The sequence below is a fragment of the Elusimicrobiota bacterium genome, from assembly GCA_018816525.1.
GTDB lineage: Bacteria > Elusimicrobiota > Endomicrobiia > CG1-02-37-114 > XYA2-FULL-39-19 > OXYB2-FULL-48-7.
This window is the reverse complement of the sequence record JAHIVV010000054.1, coordinates 40,133-58,065: the sequence shown is the minus strand read 5'-3', so window position 1 is coordinate 58,065 and position 17,933 is coordinate 40,133. Positions and strand designations below refer to the sequence as shown.

The 17,933-nt window shown below is 38.8% G+C and carries 14 protein-coding genes and 2 tRNA genes; 4 read left to right on the top strand and 12 right to left on the bottom strand.

Translation table 11 applies throughout. The annotated features are described in order from the left end of the window. Positions 1-7: 7 nt before the first annotated feature. From secD to KKH91_05330, 4 genes are read left to right on the top strand one after another with little or no spacing between them, the layout of a single operon-like run. Positions 8-1,429, top strand: coding sequence for a protein translocase subunit SecD (gene secD / locus KKH91_05345; GenBank protein MBU0952231.1), 1,422 nt, complete (start codon positions 8-10; stop codon positions 1,427-1,429). Next, positions 1,426-2,337: a protein translocase subunit SecF gene (gene secF, locus KKH91_05340; GenBank protein ID MBU0952230.1), complete on the top strand. Its 912-nt coding sequence runs from the start codon at positions 1,426-1,428 to the stop codon at positions 2,335-2,337. The genes secD and secF overlap by 4 nt, the downstream gene beginning before the upstream one ends. Further along, positions 2,334-2,912, top strand: a complete 579-nt coding sequence (locus KKH91_05335) for a hypothetical protein (protein ID MBU0952229.1) — start codon at positions 2,334-2,336, stop codon at positions 2,910-2,912. The genes secF and KKH91_05335 overlap by 4 nt, the downstream gene beginning before the upstream one ends. After that, a complete protein-coding gene (locus KKH91_05330) occupies positions 2,909-3,565 on the top strand; it encodes a lysophospholipid acyltransferase family protein (protein ID MBU0952228.1) in 657 nt (218 codons plus the stop codon). Before KKH91_05335 ends, KKH91_05330 begins: the two co-directional genes overlap by 4 nt. 13 nt (positions 3,566-3,578) lie before the next feature. On the opposite strand, the gene def is transcribed toward KKH91_05330, so the two are convergent. From def to KKH91_05270, 12 genes are all read right to left on the bottom strand, one after another. Continuing rightward, positions 3,579-4,091 carry a peptide deformylase gene (def, locus tag KKH91_05325; protein ID MBU0952227.1) on the bottom strand — a complete coding sequence of 171 codons (513 nt, stop codon included), beginning with the start codon at positions 4,089-4,091 and terminating at the stop codon, positions 3,579-3,581. Positions 4,092-4,097: 6 nt separating this feature from the next. Further along, positions 4,098-5,057 carry an ornithine carbamoyltransferase gene (argF, locus tag KKH91_05320; GenBank protein MBU0952226.1) on the bottom strand — a complete coding sequence of 320 codons (960 nt, stop codon included), beginning with the start codon at positions 5,055-5,057 and terminating at the stop codon, positions 4,098-4,100. A gap of 26 nt (positions 5,058-5,083) precedes the next feature. Continuing rightward, positions 5,084-5,926, bottom strand: coding sequence for a prolyl oligopeptidase family serine peptidase (locus KKH91_05315; GenBank protein MBU0952225.1), 843 nt, complete (start codon positions 5,924-5,926; stop codon positions 5,084-5,086). 22 nt (positions 5,927-5,948) lie between these two features. Further along, positions 5,949-6,034, bottom strand: a tRNA-Leu gene (locus KKH91_05310). A gap of 20 nt (positions 6,035-6,054) precedes the next feature. Further along, a tRNA-Glu gene (locus tag KKH91_05305) sits at positions 6,055-6,127 on the bottom strand. A gap of 22 nt (positions 6,128-6,149) precedes the next feature. After that, complete coding sequence (locus tag KKH91_05300) at positions 6,150-7,244, bottom strand: DNA recombination protein RmuC (protein ID MBU0952224.1); 1,095 nt, start codon at positions 7,242-7,244, stop codon at positions 6,150-6,152. Between the two features lie 64 nt (positions 7,245-7,308). Then, complete coding sequence (locus KKH91_05295; protein ID MBU0952223.1) at positions 7,309-8,304, bottom strand: PorV/PorQ family protein; 996 nt, start codon at positions 8,302-8,304, stop codon at positions 7,309-7,311. Continuing rightward, the gene (locus KKH91_05290; protein MBU0952222.1) at positions 8,301-13,508 is read right to left on the bottom strand and encodes a right-handed parallel beta-helix repeat-containing protein; all 5,208 of its coding nucleotides are present in this window, start codon (positions 13,506-13,508) and stop codon (positions 8,301-8,303) included. Before KKH91_05290 ends, KKH91_05295 begins: the two co-directional genes overlap by 4 nt. Positions 13,509-13,592: 84 nt before the next feature. Further along, the gene (gene ahcY / locus KKH91_05285; GenBank protein MBU0952221.1) at positions 13,593-14,867 is read right to left on the bottom strand and encodes an adenosylhomocysteinase; all 1,275 of its coding nucleotides are present in this window, start codon (positions 14,865-14,867) and stop codon (positions 13,593-13,595) included. A gap of 73 nt (positions 14,868-14,940) precedes the next feature. Beyond that, complete coding sequence (metK, locus tag KKH91_05280; GenBank protein MBU0952220.1) at positions 14,941-16,110, bottom strand: methionine adenosyltransferase; 1,170 nt, start codon at positions 16,108-16,110, stop codon at positions 14,941-14,943. Positions 16,111-16,170: 60 nt separating this feature from the next. Beyond that, positions 16,171-17,607 (bottom strand): phosphoglucomutase/phosphomannomutase family protein, encoded by a 1,437-nt coding sequence (locus tag KKH91_05275; protein MBU0952219.1) that lies wholly within the window; start codon positions 17,605-17,607, stop codon positions 16,171-16,173. Further along, entirely contained in the window at positions 17,594-17,923 is a 330-nt protein-coding gene (locus tag KKH91_05270) for a cupin domain-containing protein (GenBank protein ID MBU0952218.1), read from the bottom strand. The genes KKH91_05275 and KKH91_05270 overlap by 14 nt, the downstream gene beginning before the upstream one ends. Positions 17,924-17,933 lie beyond the last annotated feature (10 nt).

Sequence of the window (17,933 nt, the reverse complement as noted above, 5' to 3'; positions counted from 1 at the left end):
AGATAATATGAAAAATTTACAGTTGAGGATTTATCTGGTTATAGGAGTTCTGGCTGCAGCTACATATTTCCTTTTCCCATCAATTCAATGGTACAGTATGGGGCAGCAGGAACGAGAAAATAAAGAAAAGTCCAGGGATAAAATCGTATCAAAAGTAATAAATTTGGGTCTGGATTTGAAAGGCGGAACATATCTTCTGCTCGAAATTGATGATTCAAAACTTGAAAAAAACACCAGTGTTGCCGATGCACTTGAGAGGGCTATTGAAATTGTCAGAAACAGGGTTGACCAATTCGGGGTATCAGAACCCCTTATCACTAAACAAGGCGAGAAATGGATTGCAGTGCAATTACCCGGAGTAAAAGACCCTGAAAGGGCCAAAGAAATCATAGGTAAAACAGCATTGCTTGAATTCAGGATTGTTGATACTTCCGACAAGTTACCCAATATATCGGCAAAAATGAAAGAACTCAATCTCAGTTTTGAAGAAGCATCTACGAGAAAAGAAATACTGAAAATGATGCCAACTGGTTATATGATGCTGTCAGGGAGAAATGACGGCAGTTTTTACTTAGTAAAATCATCCCCGGAAATTACAGGCGCTTACCTGGTAAATGCAAAAGTAGAACTTGGCGGAGAATTCGGCCTTCCGAGAGTCGGCATAGAATTCAACAATGACGGAGCAAAAATATTTTCACGGGTTACTGAAGCTAATGTTAACAAAAATCTTGCTATCGTGTTAGATGGGGTAGTTCAATCTGCTCCAGTTATTAGGACAAGGATTCCTGACGGTAAAGCAGTTATTGAAGGCAATTTTACAATCGAAGAAGCGAAGTTTTATGCTACAGTTCTTCGTGCAGGTGCCCTGCCTGCCCCGGTAAGAATAATTGAGGAAAGAACAGTCGGCCCTTCATTGGGTGAAGATTCAATTCGTGCAGGAACACTTGCTAGTGTTATAGGGCTTTTGTTGGTAATGATTTTTATGATTGTTTACTATAAGCCCCTTGCAGGTACTATCACGAATATCGCATTACTTTTGAATTTCTTTATACTGTTTGGTGCCATGGCTGTCTTTCATGCCACTTTAACACTTCCTGGAATTGCAGGTATAATACTTTCCCTAGGTATGGCAGTTGATGCCAATGTATTGATTTTGGAGAGGATGCGTGACGAGCTTGATTTGGGTAAAACGAGCCGTGTTGCCGTTGATTTAGGCTATGAAAGGGCGCTTTCAGCTATTGTAGATTCTAATTTGACTACACTTATAGCTGCAGCTTTTATGTTCCAATTTGGAACCGGGCCTATTAAGGGATTTGCAGTAACTCTTACTTTAGGTATAATAACTTCTATGTTTACGGCGATTTTTATAACCAAAATCATTTATGACTATATGTTTAAAAAGAAAATGGTGGAGAGAATAAAATTATGAGACTATTAAACAGCACAAACATTGACTTTATCGGTAAGAGGTATATTTGTTTTGGTATTTCCACAGCGCTAATACTTATCACTATCATCTCCATTTTACTGCATCACGGCCTTAATCTTGGTATTGATTTTAGCGGAGGCTTGCTTGTTGAAGTAAAATTCAATGCACCTTTCCAGATTGAAGCAGTAAGAAAAGCATTAAATGATTCCGGGATTTCTTCCTTTGAGCTGCAGAGTTTCCCTAACAAAAATATGGTTAATATAAGAGTCAAAGATAGCCAAGCTGCTTCGGCAGAAAGTATTTCTTCTCAAATAAAAGATGGATTGAGCAAATCTGATGCTACGAAGGATTTTATAGTTGAACGCGTCGAGTTTGTAGGTCCCAGCGTAAGCGAACATCTTTCAAAACAGGCCATTTGGGCGATTTTACTTTCCTTTGTTGGAATAATTGTCTATGTTGCATTCAGATTCAAATCGCCGATATGGGGTATTGCTGGTGTATTAGCATTGATACACGATGTTGTTATTACTATTGGGATGTTTTCTGTATTTGACAGAGAGATAACACTGACCGTTGTTGCTGCTTTGCTCACGCTTGCAGGATATTCAATAAATGATACGATTGTAATTTATGATAGAATTAGAGAAAACATCTCATTGCTGAGAAAAGAATCGTTAGGGAATATTTTAAATGTGAGCGTAAACCAGACTCTTTCCAGGACCATTATCACTTCTTTAACAGTTGAAATGGTACTACTGACTCTATTCTTTTTTGGAGGAGATGTTATTCATGATTTTTCGTTAGCCCTTTTGTTTGGTTGTATTATAGGCACCTATTCCACCGTTTTTGTAGCTAGTCCCCTGGTTTACGAATGGACTATGTACAAGAATTCAAAACGAAAAAAATGAAAATAAAGAAATTCAAGGTTTCTCTAAGAAAAAAAGAAATATTCAGGAACCTGAAACTTACAACAGAGATAAAAGAAATTACACCCCAGCTTGATGAGGCAGTCTTAAAAGAAATAGAAAAATCCAATAATTATTTATCTCCGGCGGGCGTTACCGAAACGTTCCCTCTTTCAGAAGCGCTGAGTAAATTTGAATTAGCTCCCCAGGATTTTGAACAAAAGCCTGTACCGATATCAGTAAGTGTCATCGTTGTAACAATCGGAAATACAATTGAAAAAGAAATAGAACTTGCCAGGCAAAGCGGCAAACCCTTGCATTCCGAAATCATCCATAGTCTGGGGCTTGAAGCATGCAACAGCAGCCTCAATTTCATTTACAGGATTATTAATGAAGAATCGGCAGAAGAAGAATGCACATTGCTCCCCTTGGAAAAACTCTCCGGCGATATTGAAAAAAGCGTTACCAAGAAAATGGATACACAGAGGATAGGTGTATCTATTGACGAAAATAATCAAATTCACCCGGTTTATAGCTGCGCAGCAATAATCAGATGGATCAATAAAGTTAAGAAATGAATTTTTTCCTCAACAAACTTAGCGACAAAACCCTTTCTTTCACCGCTTACCTTTTGATGAAATTAATAGGCCATACCTGCAAAATAAAATTTGTAAATGAAGACATTGTAAAAAAGGAAAAAGAGAAGAGCAAGGGTGTAATTTACGCTTTCTGGCATGGAAGGCAGTTTTTACTCATCTTTAGCCATCGTTTCAGAGACATCTGCATTATGACAAGTTTTTCCAGAGACGGCGAATTACAAACAAATATAATTAAAAAATTGGGTTATAAACCTGTCAGAGGGTCGCACAATAAAAGAGGCGCCATTGAAGGCACTCTTGATATGATAAAATTGGCTAAAGAAGGCAACAATATAGCTTTTGCGGTAGACGGCCCTAAAGGGCCGGTTTTCAAGGTTAAAGACGGAGTTTTATTCATAGCAAGGAAAATTAATCGCCCGATTATCCCCATAACCAGTTCTGCAAAAAACAGGAAAATATTTAATAATTGGGATAAGTACCTGTTTCCAGTACCGTTTAGCAAATGCGTAGTTGTCCATGGTAATACGATTACAATAAATGAAAACGACAGTTTGGAAGAAAAAGCCTTAGAGCTGGAAAATGAATTAAATAGAATTACCGAAGAAGCGGATAGATTAGTTGATGCTATGTAAAAGCTTAACGGAGCTACCAGGTACCTGCCTTTATTCTGCGTTTAATTTCACTTTTAACTTTTAGTTTCGACAAAATTGAAAGCCTGTCTATGAATTGCTTGCCTTCAAGGTGGTCAATTTCATGCTGAAGAACTCTTGCCAATAAACCGTCCCCAATAAACTCAATTATTTGTCCTTTGTCATCGACTGCTTTGATTTCAACGCTTTTAGCGCGTTTTATTGTCAAGTAAAGCCCTGGGAATGATAAACATCCTTCTTCCTGGCTGCAGCTGTCTTTTTTTTGGGTTATTTCCGGGTTTATCAGGACCAATTCAACTTGATTTTTATTTTCATCCGGAATCGAAATAATAAGGATTTTGATAGGTACGCCAACCTGATTAGCCGCAAGGCCCAACCCTTTAGCGTTTTTGAGTGTATCGCTCATATCTTTAATGAGTTTTTTTGTCTTGGCATTTATGCTTTTAATTATTTTTGTTTTTTTCTTGAGAATCGGATCCGGATATTTTACTATCGGTAATACTGCCATTTTGTTTTACCTCATTAAATATAAAAGTATGGCTTTTTGGACATGCAAACGGTTTTCTGCCTGGTCAAATACTATTGAATTTGGGCCGTCCATAACTTCACCGGTTATTTCTTCTCCTCTGTGAGCAGGCAGGCAATGCATTACTAAGACGCCTGGTTTTGCATTTGATATAAGCCTTGCGTTCAATTGGTAATCTTCAAATATCTTGATACGCTTAGTCTTTTCTTTCTCTTTTCCCATGCTTGTCCATACATCCGTATAAAGAACGTCGCTGTTTTCTACAGCTTCTTTAGGGTTTCTTATAAGTTGAAATTTACCGCCTGATTTTCTGCAGATTTGCCTGCTTTTGTCAATTATGCCCGGATGCGGTTCGTAACCTGCAGGAGTACAGACAACAAGATTCATGCCCATAATTGAGGTTGCCAGCATAAGCGAATTTGCTACATTGTTCCCGTCTCCTACGTAAGTGATTTTGATATTATTAAGGCCGTACTTTTTCCATTTTTCTGCGTCCATACTTTTAACTTTGTATTCAAGAATGGTGAAAATATCGGCCAATACCTGGCAAGGATGTTCCATGTCGCTTAGCCCGTTTATTATCGGGACTGTGGAATATTTGGCAAGTTCGATGATATCCTGGTGGGTATTTGCGCGTACCATCATACCGTCCACATACCTGGATAAAGTCCTTGCCGTATCAGCAAAAGTTTCCCCCCTTTTTACCTGGGTTTCCTGGCTGTTTAAGAATATTGCATGGCCTCCAAGCTGAGTCATGCCTACTTCAAATGAGGCCCTGGTCCTGGTGGAAGGTTTTTGGAATATCATGGCAAGTGTTTTGCCGATAAGCGGCTGGTATTTTATACCTCTTTTTACCTTGTCTTTCAAGGCCACGGAAAGCGCAAAAATCTTGGTGAATTCCTGTTTGTTTAAGTCGGTAATAGATAACAAATCTTTAATTTTTTTCATATTTTATCCTATTTGGAATTTCTCAGTCATTTAGAACTTAGTTTAGTAAGTATCTTGTGAACATAATTCCAGGTTCTGAAAAATCCCCAGAAATTAAAACGTGTCAACATACACTTTAATTTTAAAGGCGTGTGGATTCCTTCGCCTGGAAATATTTTGAGATGCACGTCCTTTTTCAATTCTTTCATTTTATGATAAAGTTCAATTGAATGGTCCATCGACACGATCTCATCATCTTTACCGTGAATCAGATATACAGGGCATTTTATGTTTTTTACGAAGTTCATCGGCGAACGTATCTCAAACTCCTTTGGCTCTTTCGCAGGAGTTGTGAAAGCATATTTTTGATAAAGTTTAAGAAGGCGGGCCCGTTCATCGGTTCGGGGATGGGCCTCGATATACCCCTGTGTATAATAATATGCCCGGGCCAAATCAGCGAAAGGCCCCATTGCGATAACTGCTTCTACATTCAGTCTTTCGCCTGCTTTCGAAGCGATATTGAGCATTGTTGCCCCGCCCATGCTTACTCCAACAAGTACTGTTTTAGGGCTGATAAATGGAAAATTTTTATGGGCATATTCTATTGCATTAATAATAGCCTGAACTTCACCTTTGGCTATTTCAACACGACTGTATTCCGTTCCTAATACTACGTAGCCAGCCCTGGCCATAATTTCGGCAGAAGCAGGTATTTCCCAAATTCTAAACTGCAAGCCTACGTCGAAAGCGATTAAAGGAAAAGGGCCCTTGCCTTTTGGTTTCCAAATCACTGCCTTGAGTTCTTTTTTATCTCTTATATGCTTGAACTCAATAGTTTCAATTCCAACAGCTGGCGTTAAATGATAAATAAAACCTGGAAAACTTAACATAATTGAGAAATCACTTTGAAAATGCCGGCGGTCGGAGTTGAACCGACATGCCCGCATAACGGACACGGGTTTTTGAGACCCGCGTGTCTGCCATTCCACCACGCCGGCTTAGTTAGGTCTAAATTATATGGCTCCAACGGGATTCGAACCCGTATTTCAGCCTTGAGAGGGCTACGACCTAAACCATTAGTCGATGGAGCCCCTCTGAGATCATAGATCTGGATCAGATATCCAGTAGATTTTTTTGTACTGGTGTCCCTGCGGGCACGGCTACATTGTCGCTTGAAGAGGCCAATCTCTCCTCGAATTTAATAAGGCGCTTGTCGGAGTCTTCATATTTGGATTTTGCGCTATTTAAATGTTTCCCAAGAATTTCAAATTCCGTTTTAAAACGTTCAAAATCACCTTTCAAGCGCTGTAAATTTTCCAGTATGGATTGAGCATTCTTTTCAACCTGCAATCCCTTTAAACCCAGCACTATCACCTGCAAATATGCGTAGAGCGAGTTTGGAGAAACTGGAACTATTCTTTTCTCGAGAGCATAAGAAGATATAGCGCGTTCGTCAAGAAGGTCGTTTTTAATTATTGTCTCATAATATACGTTTTCTGCAGGTATATACATGAGAGCAAAATCAAAAGTGCCTTCGTCAGGAAGAATATATTTTGATGCTATTGAATCAATATGTTTCTTCACGTCTGTAATGAATTTCTTTCTCAAAGACCTTTTTTCGTCATCAGTTTTAGCTTCGAGCATTTTGACGAAATTCTCAAGCGGAAATTTTGAATCAACTGAAACAATCTTATTGCCTATTTTAACTATTGCATCAACGATTTCGCCGCTTTTAAATTTATATTGCTGGGCAAAATTTTCAGGGGGAAGTATCTGGGAAAGTAATTCGTTTAGAAATAGTTCCCCCAATGATCCTCTTAGCTTCGGGGCTTTCAAAATTTCCTGTAAAGAGGATATATCTTTGCCCACTTCCAGGATTCTTTCGGTTGATTGTGAAAGAGAACCGAGCCCTTTCTGAACTTCTCCGACAACTCTTGAAGTATTTTCCAGCCTGTCACCAAGCGTTTTATTTACATTATTGAGCTGCTTGTTTACTATTTCGATAACAGAATTGAGTTGTTGCCCCATAGCTTGCGAATTTGATTGCATGCTATCATTTACTTGTTTCCTTAAAGATTCAACCTGTTGCTGTAAAAGAACGAAGGGCTGGTCGTTTTTTTCCTGAGGTTTTGACTGAACCATCAAAATTACCAGTGAAATCAGTAAAACGACGGTTATTCCAAGAAGTATAGCGAATAATATATTCATAAAAAACCTGGTTTAGACAGTGATTTTATCATTTTTTGCTGGTAGTGTCAATTTAAGGCAGTATTTAATGGAATTTGTTACCAAATTTATAGGTTACAGATATGCGGTGAGTGTAGCCTAAATCTTCCGAGTTTGAAGTTAAAGCGTAGTCAAAATCAAATTCAGAACCCTCTTCTTTTGATTCTTCTACGGTCCCTTCTTCCCACAAAGCTTCTTTTTCGAGGTTAGTCCTGGTTCCGATACCAAGGCAAATGCCTTCAGTACCGGATATTTTATTAAGCTGGTTATGCCCGGCTCTTAAAACAAAGGAATTGTTATAAATGTATTCGATTCCGGAATATATTTTCATTGCGCTGTCGGATGTTTTATCTGCATCGACATCAATCTTAAAGCGGCTTGAAGGTATGTAAGCAATACCTAATCTGGTAATTGTAGGAAGGCTATTTCCTACATCTGCAATTGTGATTGGAGAACCCAGGTTTTGTAAAGCTAATCCTGCTGATACGTAGCCTTCGCTTATTCTGAACTTATAAATTCCGGAAACGTCTGTTGCCATACCGTTGCCTGAATACAGTCCGTATTTCTGTGATATTGTTTTTGCTGTCAGGCCCACGCCAAAATTATCCACTATTTTTCTGGTATAAGCAACTGAGATTACCGAATTGCTTACCGAGTTATTTGTTGCAAGTAGCAAGCCTGTCGAATCCCTGGCTTCGATTTCACCCGTTGAAAGATAACTGATGCCCAAACCAAAAGTGTTAGCGCCTGAAGGATAAGCAAGGTTGACTGATGTATGGGTAATATCTTCAAATAACAAGATATGAGTTGCCGAAATATTTATTGATTTAATCTGGATAAGGCCGCTTGAGTTCGTATAGATGGCATTTGAATCATCAGAGATGGCAGTAAATGCATTTCCCATACCTGCCGGCCTGGCACCAGGTATTAATTTAAGGAAGACAGCCGTACTGGTCCCTGGTGATTCCGCGACAACAAAAGAATCAGCTGCAAGAATTGAAAAAATAGTTAAAGAGAGTATAGTCAGTATAAATTTTTTCATTTACGTTTTATCACTATTTGTTTTTTTGTCGTAGTATACTTGGTTGAAGAATCCATTTCTGCAAGCAGTTTAATTATATATACACCTGTTCCTACCAATTCCCCATCCTGGTTTTTTGAGTCCCATACATACGTTTTATTTGAGCCTACAGTTGTATCCAATGTTTCCTGTCTGACAAGTTCTCCGATAATGTTATAAATTTTTAGAGTGACTTTAGTCGCGTTATTAAGGAGGCTGTAGTTAACCCTTACATTTCCATCAGTGCTTGGGTTGGGATAGGTGTAAGATTGAGTTTTAAACACTTGTTCGGGGTTCTGAATGTTTACGGTGAAACTTGAATTGAAAGTGGAATAATTATTTGCATTATCATAGATTGTCGCAGTTATTGAGTAGTTACCATTTTGCACCTCGCCGGTTATAGTATAAACCAGGCTATTAGAGCCGCTTATGGACAATGTTCCTGCGGCTGCTGTGCCATTTTGAAGCAATGCAATAGTGGAAGATGATAAATTTAAACCTGATAAGGTATCTGAGGCAATGATAATGATTTGAGTAAAGCCCGAAGTAAGCGTGCTGGCGCTTGAAGGAGTAACTGATACAATCGTAGGAGACGATAAATCAATGGCATTTAAAGAAGTAAATGTTACGGTTACAGAAGACGTCAAAGGTAAAACATCCGACTGGTCTTGCGCGCTTATTATTCTTTGCCCGGCACTCACACACATCAGTGTTGCAGCTCTGATAAAACCTGCATTGTCAGTATAGTTTGTTGAGAGAGTAAGCAAATCCCCTGCTATATTCGGAAGAATACTTACATTTACAAGCTTGTTGGGAACAGGATTACTATATATATCAAGCAAGGTTACATAAACTGTAACAGTACTGCCCAGTATCGCTGTCTGGCTGGATATGCTTACTGTTGAAATACTGCCGTTTACATTTGTAGGAGTAAAGTTAATTGATGCGCTGGAAACAATCATGATATTATCAGTAATATCTGTTGCTGTAATTGTTTTTCTTTCAGCTTTTGTTGACCAGAATGAGGCAAAAGCCTGGCCATTTGAATTTGTTTTGTCAGTTGGTTGAGTTATATAATTGTCGGTTCCCGATACAGAAATAGTAACATCTTTGCTGGCAACGGGATTGCCGTCCAAATCTTTCAATGTTACAGTAACATTGACTGGAACCAGAGAGGAGCCTACTACACTATCAGTGACAGTAATAGACAAGGCAGAGCCGGGGGCGCTTACATTTTTGGTTATCCACCAACTCTGGCTGGCTGATTGGAGTCCGGGATAAGAAACAACAATTGTCGGGTTTCCCCTTTGTTCATCACAATACCTGAAAGTTGCTTCACCTGAAACCATAGTTGCACTGGTAATAGTTACATTAGCAGTTGAACTTACGAAAGCATAATTTGTAGATGTACTCAATAAACTGATTGACATATTGGCATCCACATCTTTATTGTTTGCTGAATCCTGGCCTTGAATTGTAATTATTTGTGAGGTAGCTCCGGAGCGCAATTCTTGTTCAGAAGATATAAAAATGAGCTTGGATACGATTATGTTATCTACAAAGAACGAACCGGTAGTGGCTCCTGAACCAGTTCCATCTCCTCCTGAAGGGGTTATTCTTATTGCAGTTGAAACATCTTTATTTGCTAAATCAGTTGAAGAATCCCATATAAAGGTATGCAGCATACCGGGTGAAACGACAGCAGTCAGATCCGTAGTAGGTTCAGACCCAACGCCTATTGTAGCCGGTTTCCACGTGTTTGAGGAAGGGTCGCGATATTCAACCGTTACAGAACATTTATTAAATGGATCAGGCCTGTTGTTATCATCAATTAAATTAAAAGCTATAGGTACAATGCCTGTTTGTTCGGTTGAAGGTGTAACAATCGTAATCCTTGGCGGTGTTCCTTTAATAGTGAAAGTACTCATCGAAATCCCTGTACCGGAAGCTTCATAAGTGCTCATTACATTGTTGTTTACGCTATAGAGGCTGTAAGAATATGTAGAAATGGTCATGCTATTAGGGTTTGTTGCATAAAACCTGAAAGAAAGTATACCGTCTCCGGTGTAAGCGATAGAGGAAATAATACAGTAAAAAATTTCGCCATTTGTATAATTGTTGTCATTGCCAACACCGGTTTTTAATTTCATTCCAATTCTTTCAGAAGTTTCATACGTGTCGTTATCATTAAAATCGATCCAAACCTGAACTGTAGTAGGGGCATTCCCGTTAGCTCCCAGCCCGCGGTCAATATATTTTACCTGGAACTCTCTTGCGCTGGATTGGTCAGCGTTATTGGGGTCAATGCCATCATCAGTAAAACCTGATAATCCGCTCCATACAAGAGTTGGATCCCAGTAAACGGCTGAACCAATGCTCAATTTATCCTGCAGGAAAGGCCTCGTGTAATCCCTAAAGTATAAAGTGGAACCATCAGCCCTTACGTTGTAGATTCCGGTTACAGAAGTTGTTTCAATATAAACTGAATCAAGGTAATGGTCGGTTACATTCAAAACAGATATGTAGGTTGAATAAGTTGTGCCAGGAAGAAGATTTTCAATACGGATATTTTCTGTATTATTTTCTGGTTTAGCATTTAAGAATAGACCTTTTCCGTCAAGGAATGACAAATCGGTGTATTTTATTTTGTTTATTATGCCGCCTAAAGTCAAACCGTAATAGAAACTTGTATCAGGAACGTCTTCGGCCAGTTTTCTGGTGACAAGAGTTGGGGCAGTAGATAAACCAATAAACTCAACCGTAGCACCAGTTTTATTAGTAAAGCTTGCACCAATATAGTTAGGATCAGAAAAATCACACAGTTCTACTTTTTTTTGTGTGTTTTGGTCATTTGAGTCTGCTAAAATAACAAAAGTATATTCTTCACCCGGCGAAACAGGAGAGTAGTGGTGAGTGATTCTGAATCTTATTTCTCCGTTATCACTGATATAATCGGAGTCAGGTTTAGCAAAACCATTTCCTTCAGAGCCGCCCCTTGTCTGCATCCCCGAACTTGAACCCCAAACCGTCCAGCGGTTTATTGATGACTCATAGGTTAATATCCAAAGCTCTGTTTTTGTTGTCGAACTTGGCGTAATTGATGTAATGTCATTAGACCCTAAGGGAGGCATGCCGGCTCCGTCAGCACCTCCATCGTCGTATCTCAGCATAGGTGTATCATAATTATTTATAGTTTTGTTCCAGCCGTGAGATTTTCCTGTGTATGACTTTTCGCTATAGTCAAATTTCAGGAGATCGGATGTATGCCAGGAATGGGCAGATTGGGGTATTGAGAATTGTCCCCAAACTCTTGTTAACCCATTTGTTCCGTTATGTTTTTGGCTTATAACCCATGAATTTTCTTTAGTAAACTCCTGTTTTTCCGGTGTATTCGTGAAGGTAACAGTACTCCTGAATAAACAATTTTTCATCCAGAGTTGAGAAATATAACCGATATTTTCTTCACCTTCTATATAGATGTCCCCAATTGTATTATTTTGAAATAATTCATTTGCACAAAAGGTATCTACTGAAGAATGAGAAGTAAAACCGGTCCTGGCATTTTCTGAGCTCACATTGGATATAAATATATTGCCGTTGGCATTGTAACGGACTCTCATTCCTCCGTCAAGATTTTTTGAGAAATTGTTCCCTACAACGTAGTTAAGATTTGAACCGTTCTCTAGAGCAATTCCGTGAACAGGGTTGCTATAGCAGCTATTCCCGGCAATTATATTTTTTTTGGAGTTATAAAGATAAATACCCTCTTGTCCGTAACCCGGCAGTTGGTCGTGGACAAGATTGTTAGAAATAAGGTTTTTATCAGAACCATTAAGGTAAATTCCTATAATTTTATTTGCATAAACATCATTGTTCTTGATTGTGTTTTCATTTGATATGTTTGTCAGATGAATTCCGTAACCGATATTTGCTCCAATGTTATTATAAATCTTGCAATTTCTAATTTCGCTTTTTTGTGTTGAATCAAGCCAAATACCGTTATATCCGTTTCCTCTTATTATGCAGGATAATATACCCTGGTCATACCATTGCCTATTGAGCCTTGTACACCCGGAAAGATAAATACCAGTATCAATTGATGAAGAGATATCGCAGTTATAAAGGAAAATTTTTTGATCTATCGCACCGTCTATATTGAAAAAGCAGATACCATATTTATTTTCTGCTCTGAATTTACCAAAACGAGTAATAGAAGCATTTTCAAAGTCAGTATAACCATAGCATTGCATATAAGAGTCACCATAAACACCTGTAAAAGAGATATTTCTTCTCGTATTTTCAGAATCGGGTTTTGGGTTTGCGCTTGGATTGGTCCCGATTAAACGTAAAGTACCATTGTTGCTAACTGCGGCAGGTGATAGTGAACCGTTTAGAGAAAGTGACATCGTGCTGGATAATACAGAGCACCTGGCATCAAAAACTCCTTCAGAATTTGTAGTTAGTTTTGCAAAAGAAATGTTTGCTAAACACTTATTTGCCTGTGAGTTCACCATAATGTAAAGATCATTCAAAGTCCCTACAGTTATTTGTCCGGCAGCTAAATTAAGAGTAGTATCTGGCGCATTGATCTCTATATCAAAAAAATTACCGTAATTAACACAATTGGCAAGCGATATATCACGGCATGCCAAATTAATAATCGATTTTGTGCTTGCTGTGATTCTAAAAAGCGCTGATTTATCAGCACCTAATTTAATGTCTCTGGCATTGATTGTAAGATTTTGGGTTTGTGTAGTGTTGAGCAGGGATGTTAAGGAAGAGCCATCGCCGTTTAAAACTAAGTCGTTAGCGTCTAATAGCATCCTGTCATTTGCATTTGAACCGTTCATGGTCATAGCAGCGCCATCGCCAAAAGTGATATCCCCTCGTACATTAAGAGTTGATGCATTTACTCCAAAAGGATGGAATTCAACAGTTGCGTATTGATCCAGTGTAAGAGAAATGGCTTTGCATTCAGCAGCAGTATCTATTAACAATAAAAACCCTTCACTTACAGTTACTTCATCATCGGGCCCAGGGATTAAACCGCCGGACCAAGTGTAAGTTGAATTCCAGACACCGGTTGTTGTTTCTGTAGATGTTTGAATTGCAGAAGAAAAAGAAATTGCAGGTAAGAGAAGATTGACTGCAAGAATGGCCAAAAGGAAGAAGATTATTTTTTTCATTTAGCGTTAAAATTATATAAATATTAAGGCGGTTTGTCAAGAAAAAAAACTGCCAGTTTATAGCTGGCAGTTTTTTAGATTATTTTACGTACCTTCTGACCAGGAATCAAGATATTTCTTCTGTTTTTCAGTGAGTTTATCTATACGGGTCCCCATCGAGTGCAGTTTTAATTCTGCGATTTTTTCATCAATAACTTTAGGAACAGGGTAAACATTATTTTCGAGTTCTGTATTCAGGGTATTGTTTTTATAATGCTTTAAAAGATATTCAACTGAAAGTGACTGGTTCGCAAAAGACATATCCATTACGCTGGCAGGATGGCCTTCAGCAGCAGCCAGGTTTATAAGGCGGCCTTCTGCCAACACGTAGACATTTCTGCCGTTTCTTAAAGTGTATTCATCAACAAATTCTCTGACTTTCCGTACTTTTTTACTGATAGTCTTCAAGTCTTCAATATCTATTTCGACATTGAAATGGCCTGAATTTGCCACTATTGCCCCATCTTTCATTGAAGCGAAGTGTTCTTTCCTTATTACAGAGATATTCCCGGTGAGGGTAACAAAAATATCTCCTATTTTTGCTGCTTCACTCATTGGCATTACTCTATAACCATCCATTTTCGCTTCAATTGCTTTAATTGGGTCTATTTCAGTAACTATTACATTAGCGCCCATACCGTTAGCGCGCATGGCTAAGCCTCTGCCGCACCAGCCATAACCTAAAACAACAAAGTTTTTTCCAGCTAAAAGGATGTTTGTAGCTCTTATAACGCCGTCAATTGTTGACTGGCCGGTTCCATACCTATTGTCAAAAAAATGTTTGGTTAAAGCGTCATTTATTGCAATAATAGGATATCTCAATACGCCATCTTTTGCCATTGCTTTAAGCCTGATTACGCCTGTTGTTGTTTCTTCGGTTCCGCAAATTATTGTATCAATTAACGATTTGTGGGTAGTGTGAAGCATTGTAACTAAATCGGCTCCATCATCCATGGTAACTTGAGGTTTTGTGGCGAGTATCGATTCAATGTGTTTATAGTAGGTTTTGTTATCTTCACCTTTGATAGCAAAAACCGGGATTTGCCAATATTTCACTAACGCTGAAGCGACTGAGTCCTGGGTTGAAAGAGGATTGGAAGCACATAATGCGACTTGTGCTCCTCCTTCTTTTAAAGTGATTGCAAGATTTGCAGTTTCAGTTGTCACGTGCAGGCAGCAGCCTAATCTGAAGTTTTTCAGCGGTTTTTCTTTTGCAAATCTTTTCTTAATCTGGCCCAGCACAGGCATTTCTTTTGCGGCCCATTCAATTCTGCTCTTGCCTTCAACGGCAAGGTTCATATTCTTTACGTCGTATTTCATTATTTCCCCCCTAATACCCATTGCTACCCGTTAGGAATGGTAATGGGTATTTTCTCCTAATTATTTTTTAAATTTATTTCGCTGCTTTTCTTAATTCATCAACTTTGTTGGTTTTTTCCCACAGAAAGTCAGCTTCTTTTCTGCCAAAATGCCCGCCGGCAGCTGTTTTGCAGTATATGGGCCTGCGAAGTTTGAGGTAATCAATTATACCCCTGGGTGTTAGTGGGAACACGTCCCTGACGATTTTCTCAAGCCTTTCATCGCTGATTTCACCTGTGTTATGGGTATCAATCATGATTGAAATAGGGTCGGCAACACCGATACAATATGAAAGTTCTACCAGGCATTCATCAGCAAGCTTCGCTGCGACAATATTTTTTGCAATATGCCTTGCCATATAAGTTGCTGACCTGTCAACTTTGGTCGGGTCTTTCCCTGAAAATGCTCCGCCGCCGTGCTGAGCCCAACCGCCATAAGTATCGACAATAATTTTTCTCCCGGTCATACCTGTATCTGATGCAGGCCCGCCGATAACAAATTTTCCTGTTGCGTTAATAAAATATTTTGTTTTTGAATCAGCCATTTTGCCGATTATGGGGTCAATTATTTCCTTTTTCATTTGTTTTTTTGCATTTTCAGACATGTGTTTTCCGGTTTTATCTAAAACATCTTCGGTGTGCTGGCATGCAATGACTACAGCGTCAACTCTTGCCGGTTTGCCGTTGACATATTCAACAGTCACCTGGGATTTGCAATCAGGGCCTAAATAAGAAAGAAGGCCGGAAGTCCTTGCTTCATTAGTTTTTTTGATAAGTTTATGGGCTAAAGTAATCGGCATAGGCATTAGTTCTTCAGTCTGATTATTTGCATAACCAATCATTATTCCCTGGTCTCCGGCGCCGCCTGTGTCAACTCCCTGGGAAATGTCCGGTGATTGAGAGTGAATTCCGTTTAATATCCCGCAGTTCTTGTAATCAAAACCATATTTTGGATCATTATATCCGATATCTTTGACTACTCTTTTTACAATGCTTGGGACATCCACATAAGCTTTTGTGGTTATTTCGCCCCCGACAATGATCAGGCCCAAGGTTATAAATGTTTCACAGGCTACCCGCCCTTTTGGATCCTGCCTTAAAACATCATCCAATACTGCATCAGAAACTTTGTCGCAAACTTTGTCCGGATGGCCGGCGCCTACTGATTCAGATGTAAAAAAGAAATCTTTTCTAACAAAACTCATCTCTTTCTCCTCTTGAGTACCCCATTCTGCTCGCTTGGAAGAGCATGGGGTATCTCTCTTTTATTTGTTTTTAAAATAGTTCATGGTTATTTTTTTGCCGTAATCAATTAGTTGCTGTGTCGTTTTCTGTGACGGTGTTTCTGAATACACCCGAAGCAGTGGTTCTGTTCCTGAGGGCCGCATTAAAAGCCAGGAATCATCTTCAAGTACTATCTTTATCCCATCAAAGGTTTTTACAGACTTCAACGTCTTACCATTTATTTTCTCAGAAATAAAGCCCTTGATAATATTTACAAAGCAACTTTTGTCAAAAATTATTTCAGGTAGGCGAAAATCATACCGCATGAAAGACGATTTTCCGAATTCTTTTTGCATTTCTTTTACAAGCTCAGACAGTTTTTTTCCTGACGAACCAATCATTTCCAAAACGGTAAGGCCCGACAGTATTCCATCCCTGTCCGGCAGTTCTCCTGGAAGCGCATAACCGCAGGATTCCTCACCGCCGAAGATATTCCCCTCTTTAAGTATTTTCTCAGTTATATACTTAAAGCCTACGGGTGTTTCTTCAAATTCAAGACTATATTTTTTTGCAATACGCTCAGATAAATAGCCTAATGAAATTGTTTGCGCGACTTTTGGTTTTTGATTTTTATATTTTGCCTGATAATATAAAAGCAGCGGAAAGACCGTATGAGGAGGCAGGTAAATACCGCCGTCAGCCACAACTCCTACGCGGTCACCGTCGCCGTCCGTTACAATACCTGCCGCGGCTTTATGTTTTTTTACCTCCGATTTTGTCAAAGACATATATTTTTCAATCGGTTCAGGATTAAACCCGCCGAACAGCACGTCCCTTGTATCTCTTAACTTGATTATTTTTTTATTATCCTTGCCAAATAAACCGTCGATATAGCGGTAAGCCGGGCCATGCATGCAATCAAAGACAATATTTTGTTTTATTTTCCCTATTTTACTGAAGTCAACTGACATTTTGATGTATTTAATATAGTCGTCTTTAAATTCGACAGGCGCTAGACCCTCATTATCTATTTTAGACTCGACAAATCTTTGCGGTATATTTTTTTCTATTTCCTTATTAAGCCATTCCGGTACAGGCCCGCCATATTGCGCTTTTGCTTTAAGCCCGTTAAATATAGCGGGATTATGGCTTGCGGTTATCATGATGCCGATTTGCGCTTCTTTCGATTTTGTAATGAAACAAAGATTGGGTGTTGTGACAGATGAATCCGATATTATCACTTCATAACCGTTTTGTAAAAACACTTGAGCGCAGCAATTGGCAAATTTTTCTGAAAGAAACCGGTTGTCATAACCAATTGCAATTTTTTGCCCGGATTGCGAATTGGATGGTTTTTGGGTGCTTCGCAGGTAATCGGAAATTGACTGGCTTACTTTTGCGACATTTTCAAAAGTAAAGTCTTTGGAAATAATTCCTCTCCAGCCTTCAGTACCGAATTTGATGTTATTTTCTTGCATAATCGTCTTCCATTCTTACTCTATCTCTTGGATGTGACGTTGAAGTTTCAATTATTCTGACATCGGAATACTTTGCGAACATGCGGTGGATTGTGTTAGGTTTTACTCTGATAGCTTGCCCCGGTTTGACGGTAAATGTTTTTCTTCCAAGCTCCATTTCAAATCTTCCGGTATCACAGTAAAGTGTTTCATCTTTAATTTTGTGATATTGCCTGCTTAATCTATGGCCTTTTTTAATTATCAGGATTTTTCCCAAATATTTTTTTGTATAAGCAATCCAGATTTCTTTTCCCCATGGTTTATTAACAATTTTCATTTTTTTTATC

What these genes read in the sequence shown, in the direction of transcription:
- secD (MBU0952231.1), top strand. Translation starts at nt 8, where the DNA reads ATGAAAAATTTACAGTTGAGGATTTATCTGGTTATAGGAGTTCTGGCT.
- secF (MBU0952230.1), top strand. Translation starts at nt 1,426, where the DNA reads ATGAGACTATTAAACAGCACAAACATTGACTTTATCGGTAAGAGGTAT.
- KKH91_05335 (MBU0952229.1), top strand. Translation starts at nt 2,334, where the DNA reads ATGAAAATAAAGAAATTCAAGGTTTCTCTAAGAAAAAAAGAAATATTC.
- KKH91_05330 (MBU0952228.1), top strand. Translation starts at nt 2,909, where the DNA reads ATGAATTTTTTCCTCAACAAACTTAGCGACAAAACCCTTTCTTTCACC.
- def (MBU0952227.1), bottom strand. Translation starts at nt 4,091, where the DNA reads ATGGCAGTATTACCGATAGTAAAATATCCGGATCCGATTCTCAAGAAA.
- argF (MBU0952226.1), bottom strand. Translation starts at nt 5,057, where the DNA reads ATGAAAAAAATTAAAGATTTGTTATCTATTACCGACTTAAACAAACAG.
- KKH91_05315 (MBU0952225.1), bottom strand. Translation starts at nt 5,926, where the DNA reads ATGTTAAGTTTTCCAGGTTTTATTTATCATTTAACGCCAGCTGTTGGA.
- KKH91_05300 (MBU0952224.1), bottom strand. Translation starts at nt 7,244, where the DNA reads ATGAATATATTATTCGCTATACTTCTTGGAATAACCGTCGTTTTACTG.
- KKH91_05295 (MBU0952223.1), bottom strand. Translation starts at nt 8,304, where the DNA reads ATGAAAAAATTTATACTGACTATACTCTCTTTAACTATTTTTTCAATT.
- KKH91_05290 (MBU0952222.1), bottom strand. Translation starts at nt 13,508, where the DNA reads ATGAAAAAAATAATCTTCTTCCTTTTGGCCATTCTTGCAGTCAATCTT.
- ahcY (MBU0952221.1), bottom strand. Translation starts at nt 14,867, where the DNA reads ATGAAATACGACGTAAAGAATATGAACCTTGCCGTTGAAGGCAAGAGC.
- metK (MBU0952220.1), bottom strand. Translation starts at nt 16,110, where the DNA reads ATGAGTTTTGTTAGAAAAGATTTCTTTTTTACATCTGAATCAGTAGGC.
- KKH91_05275 (MBU0952219.1), bottom strand. Translation starts at nt 17,607, where the DNA reads ATGCAAGAAAATAACATCAAATTCGGTACTGAAGGCTGGAGAGGAATT.
- KKH91_05270 (MBU0952218.1), bottom strand. Translation starts at nt 17,923, where the DNA reads ATGAAAATTGTTAATAAACCATGGGGAAAAGAAATCTGGATTGCTTAT.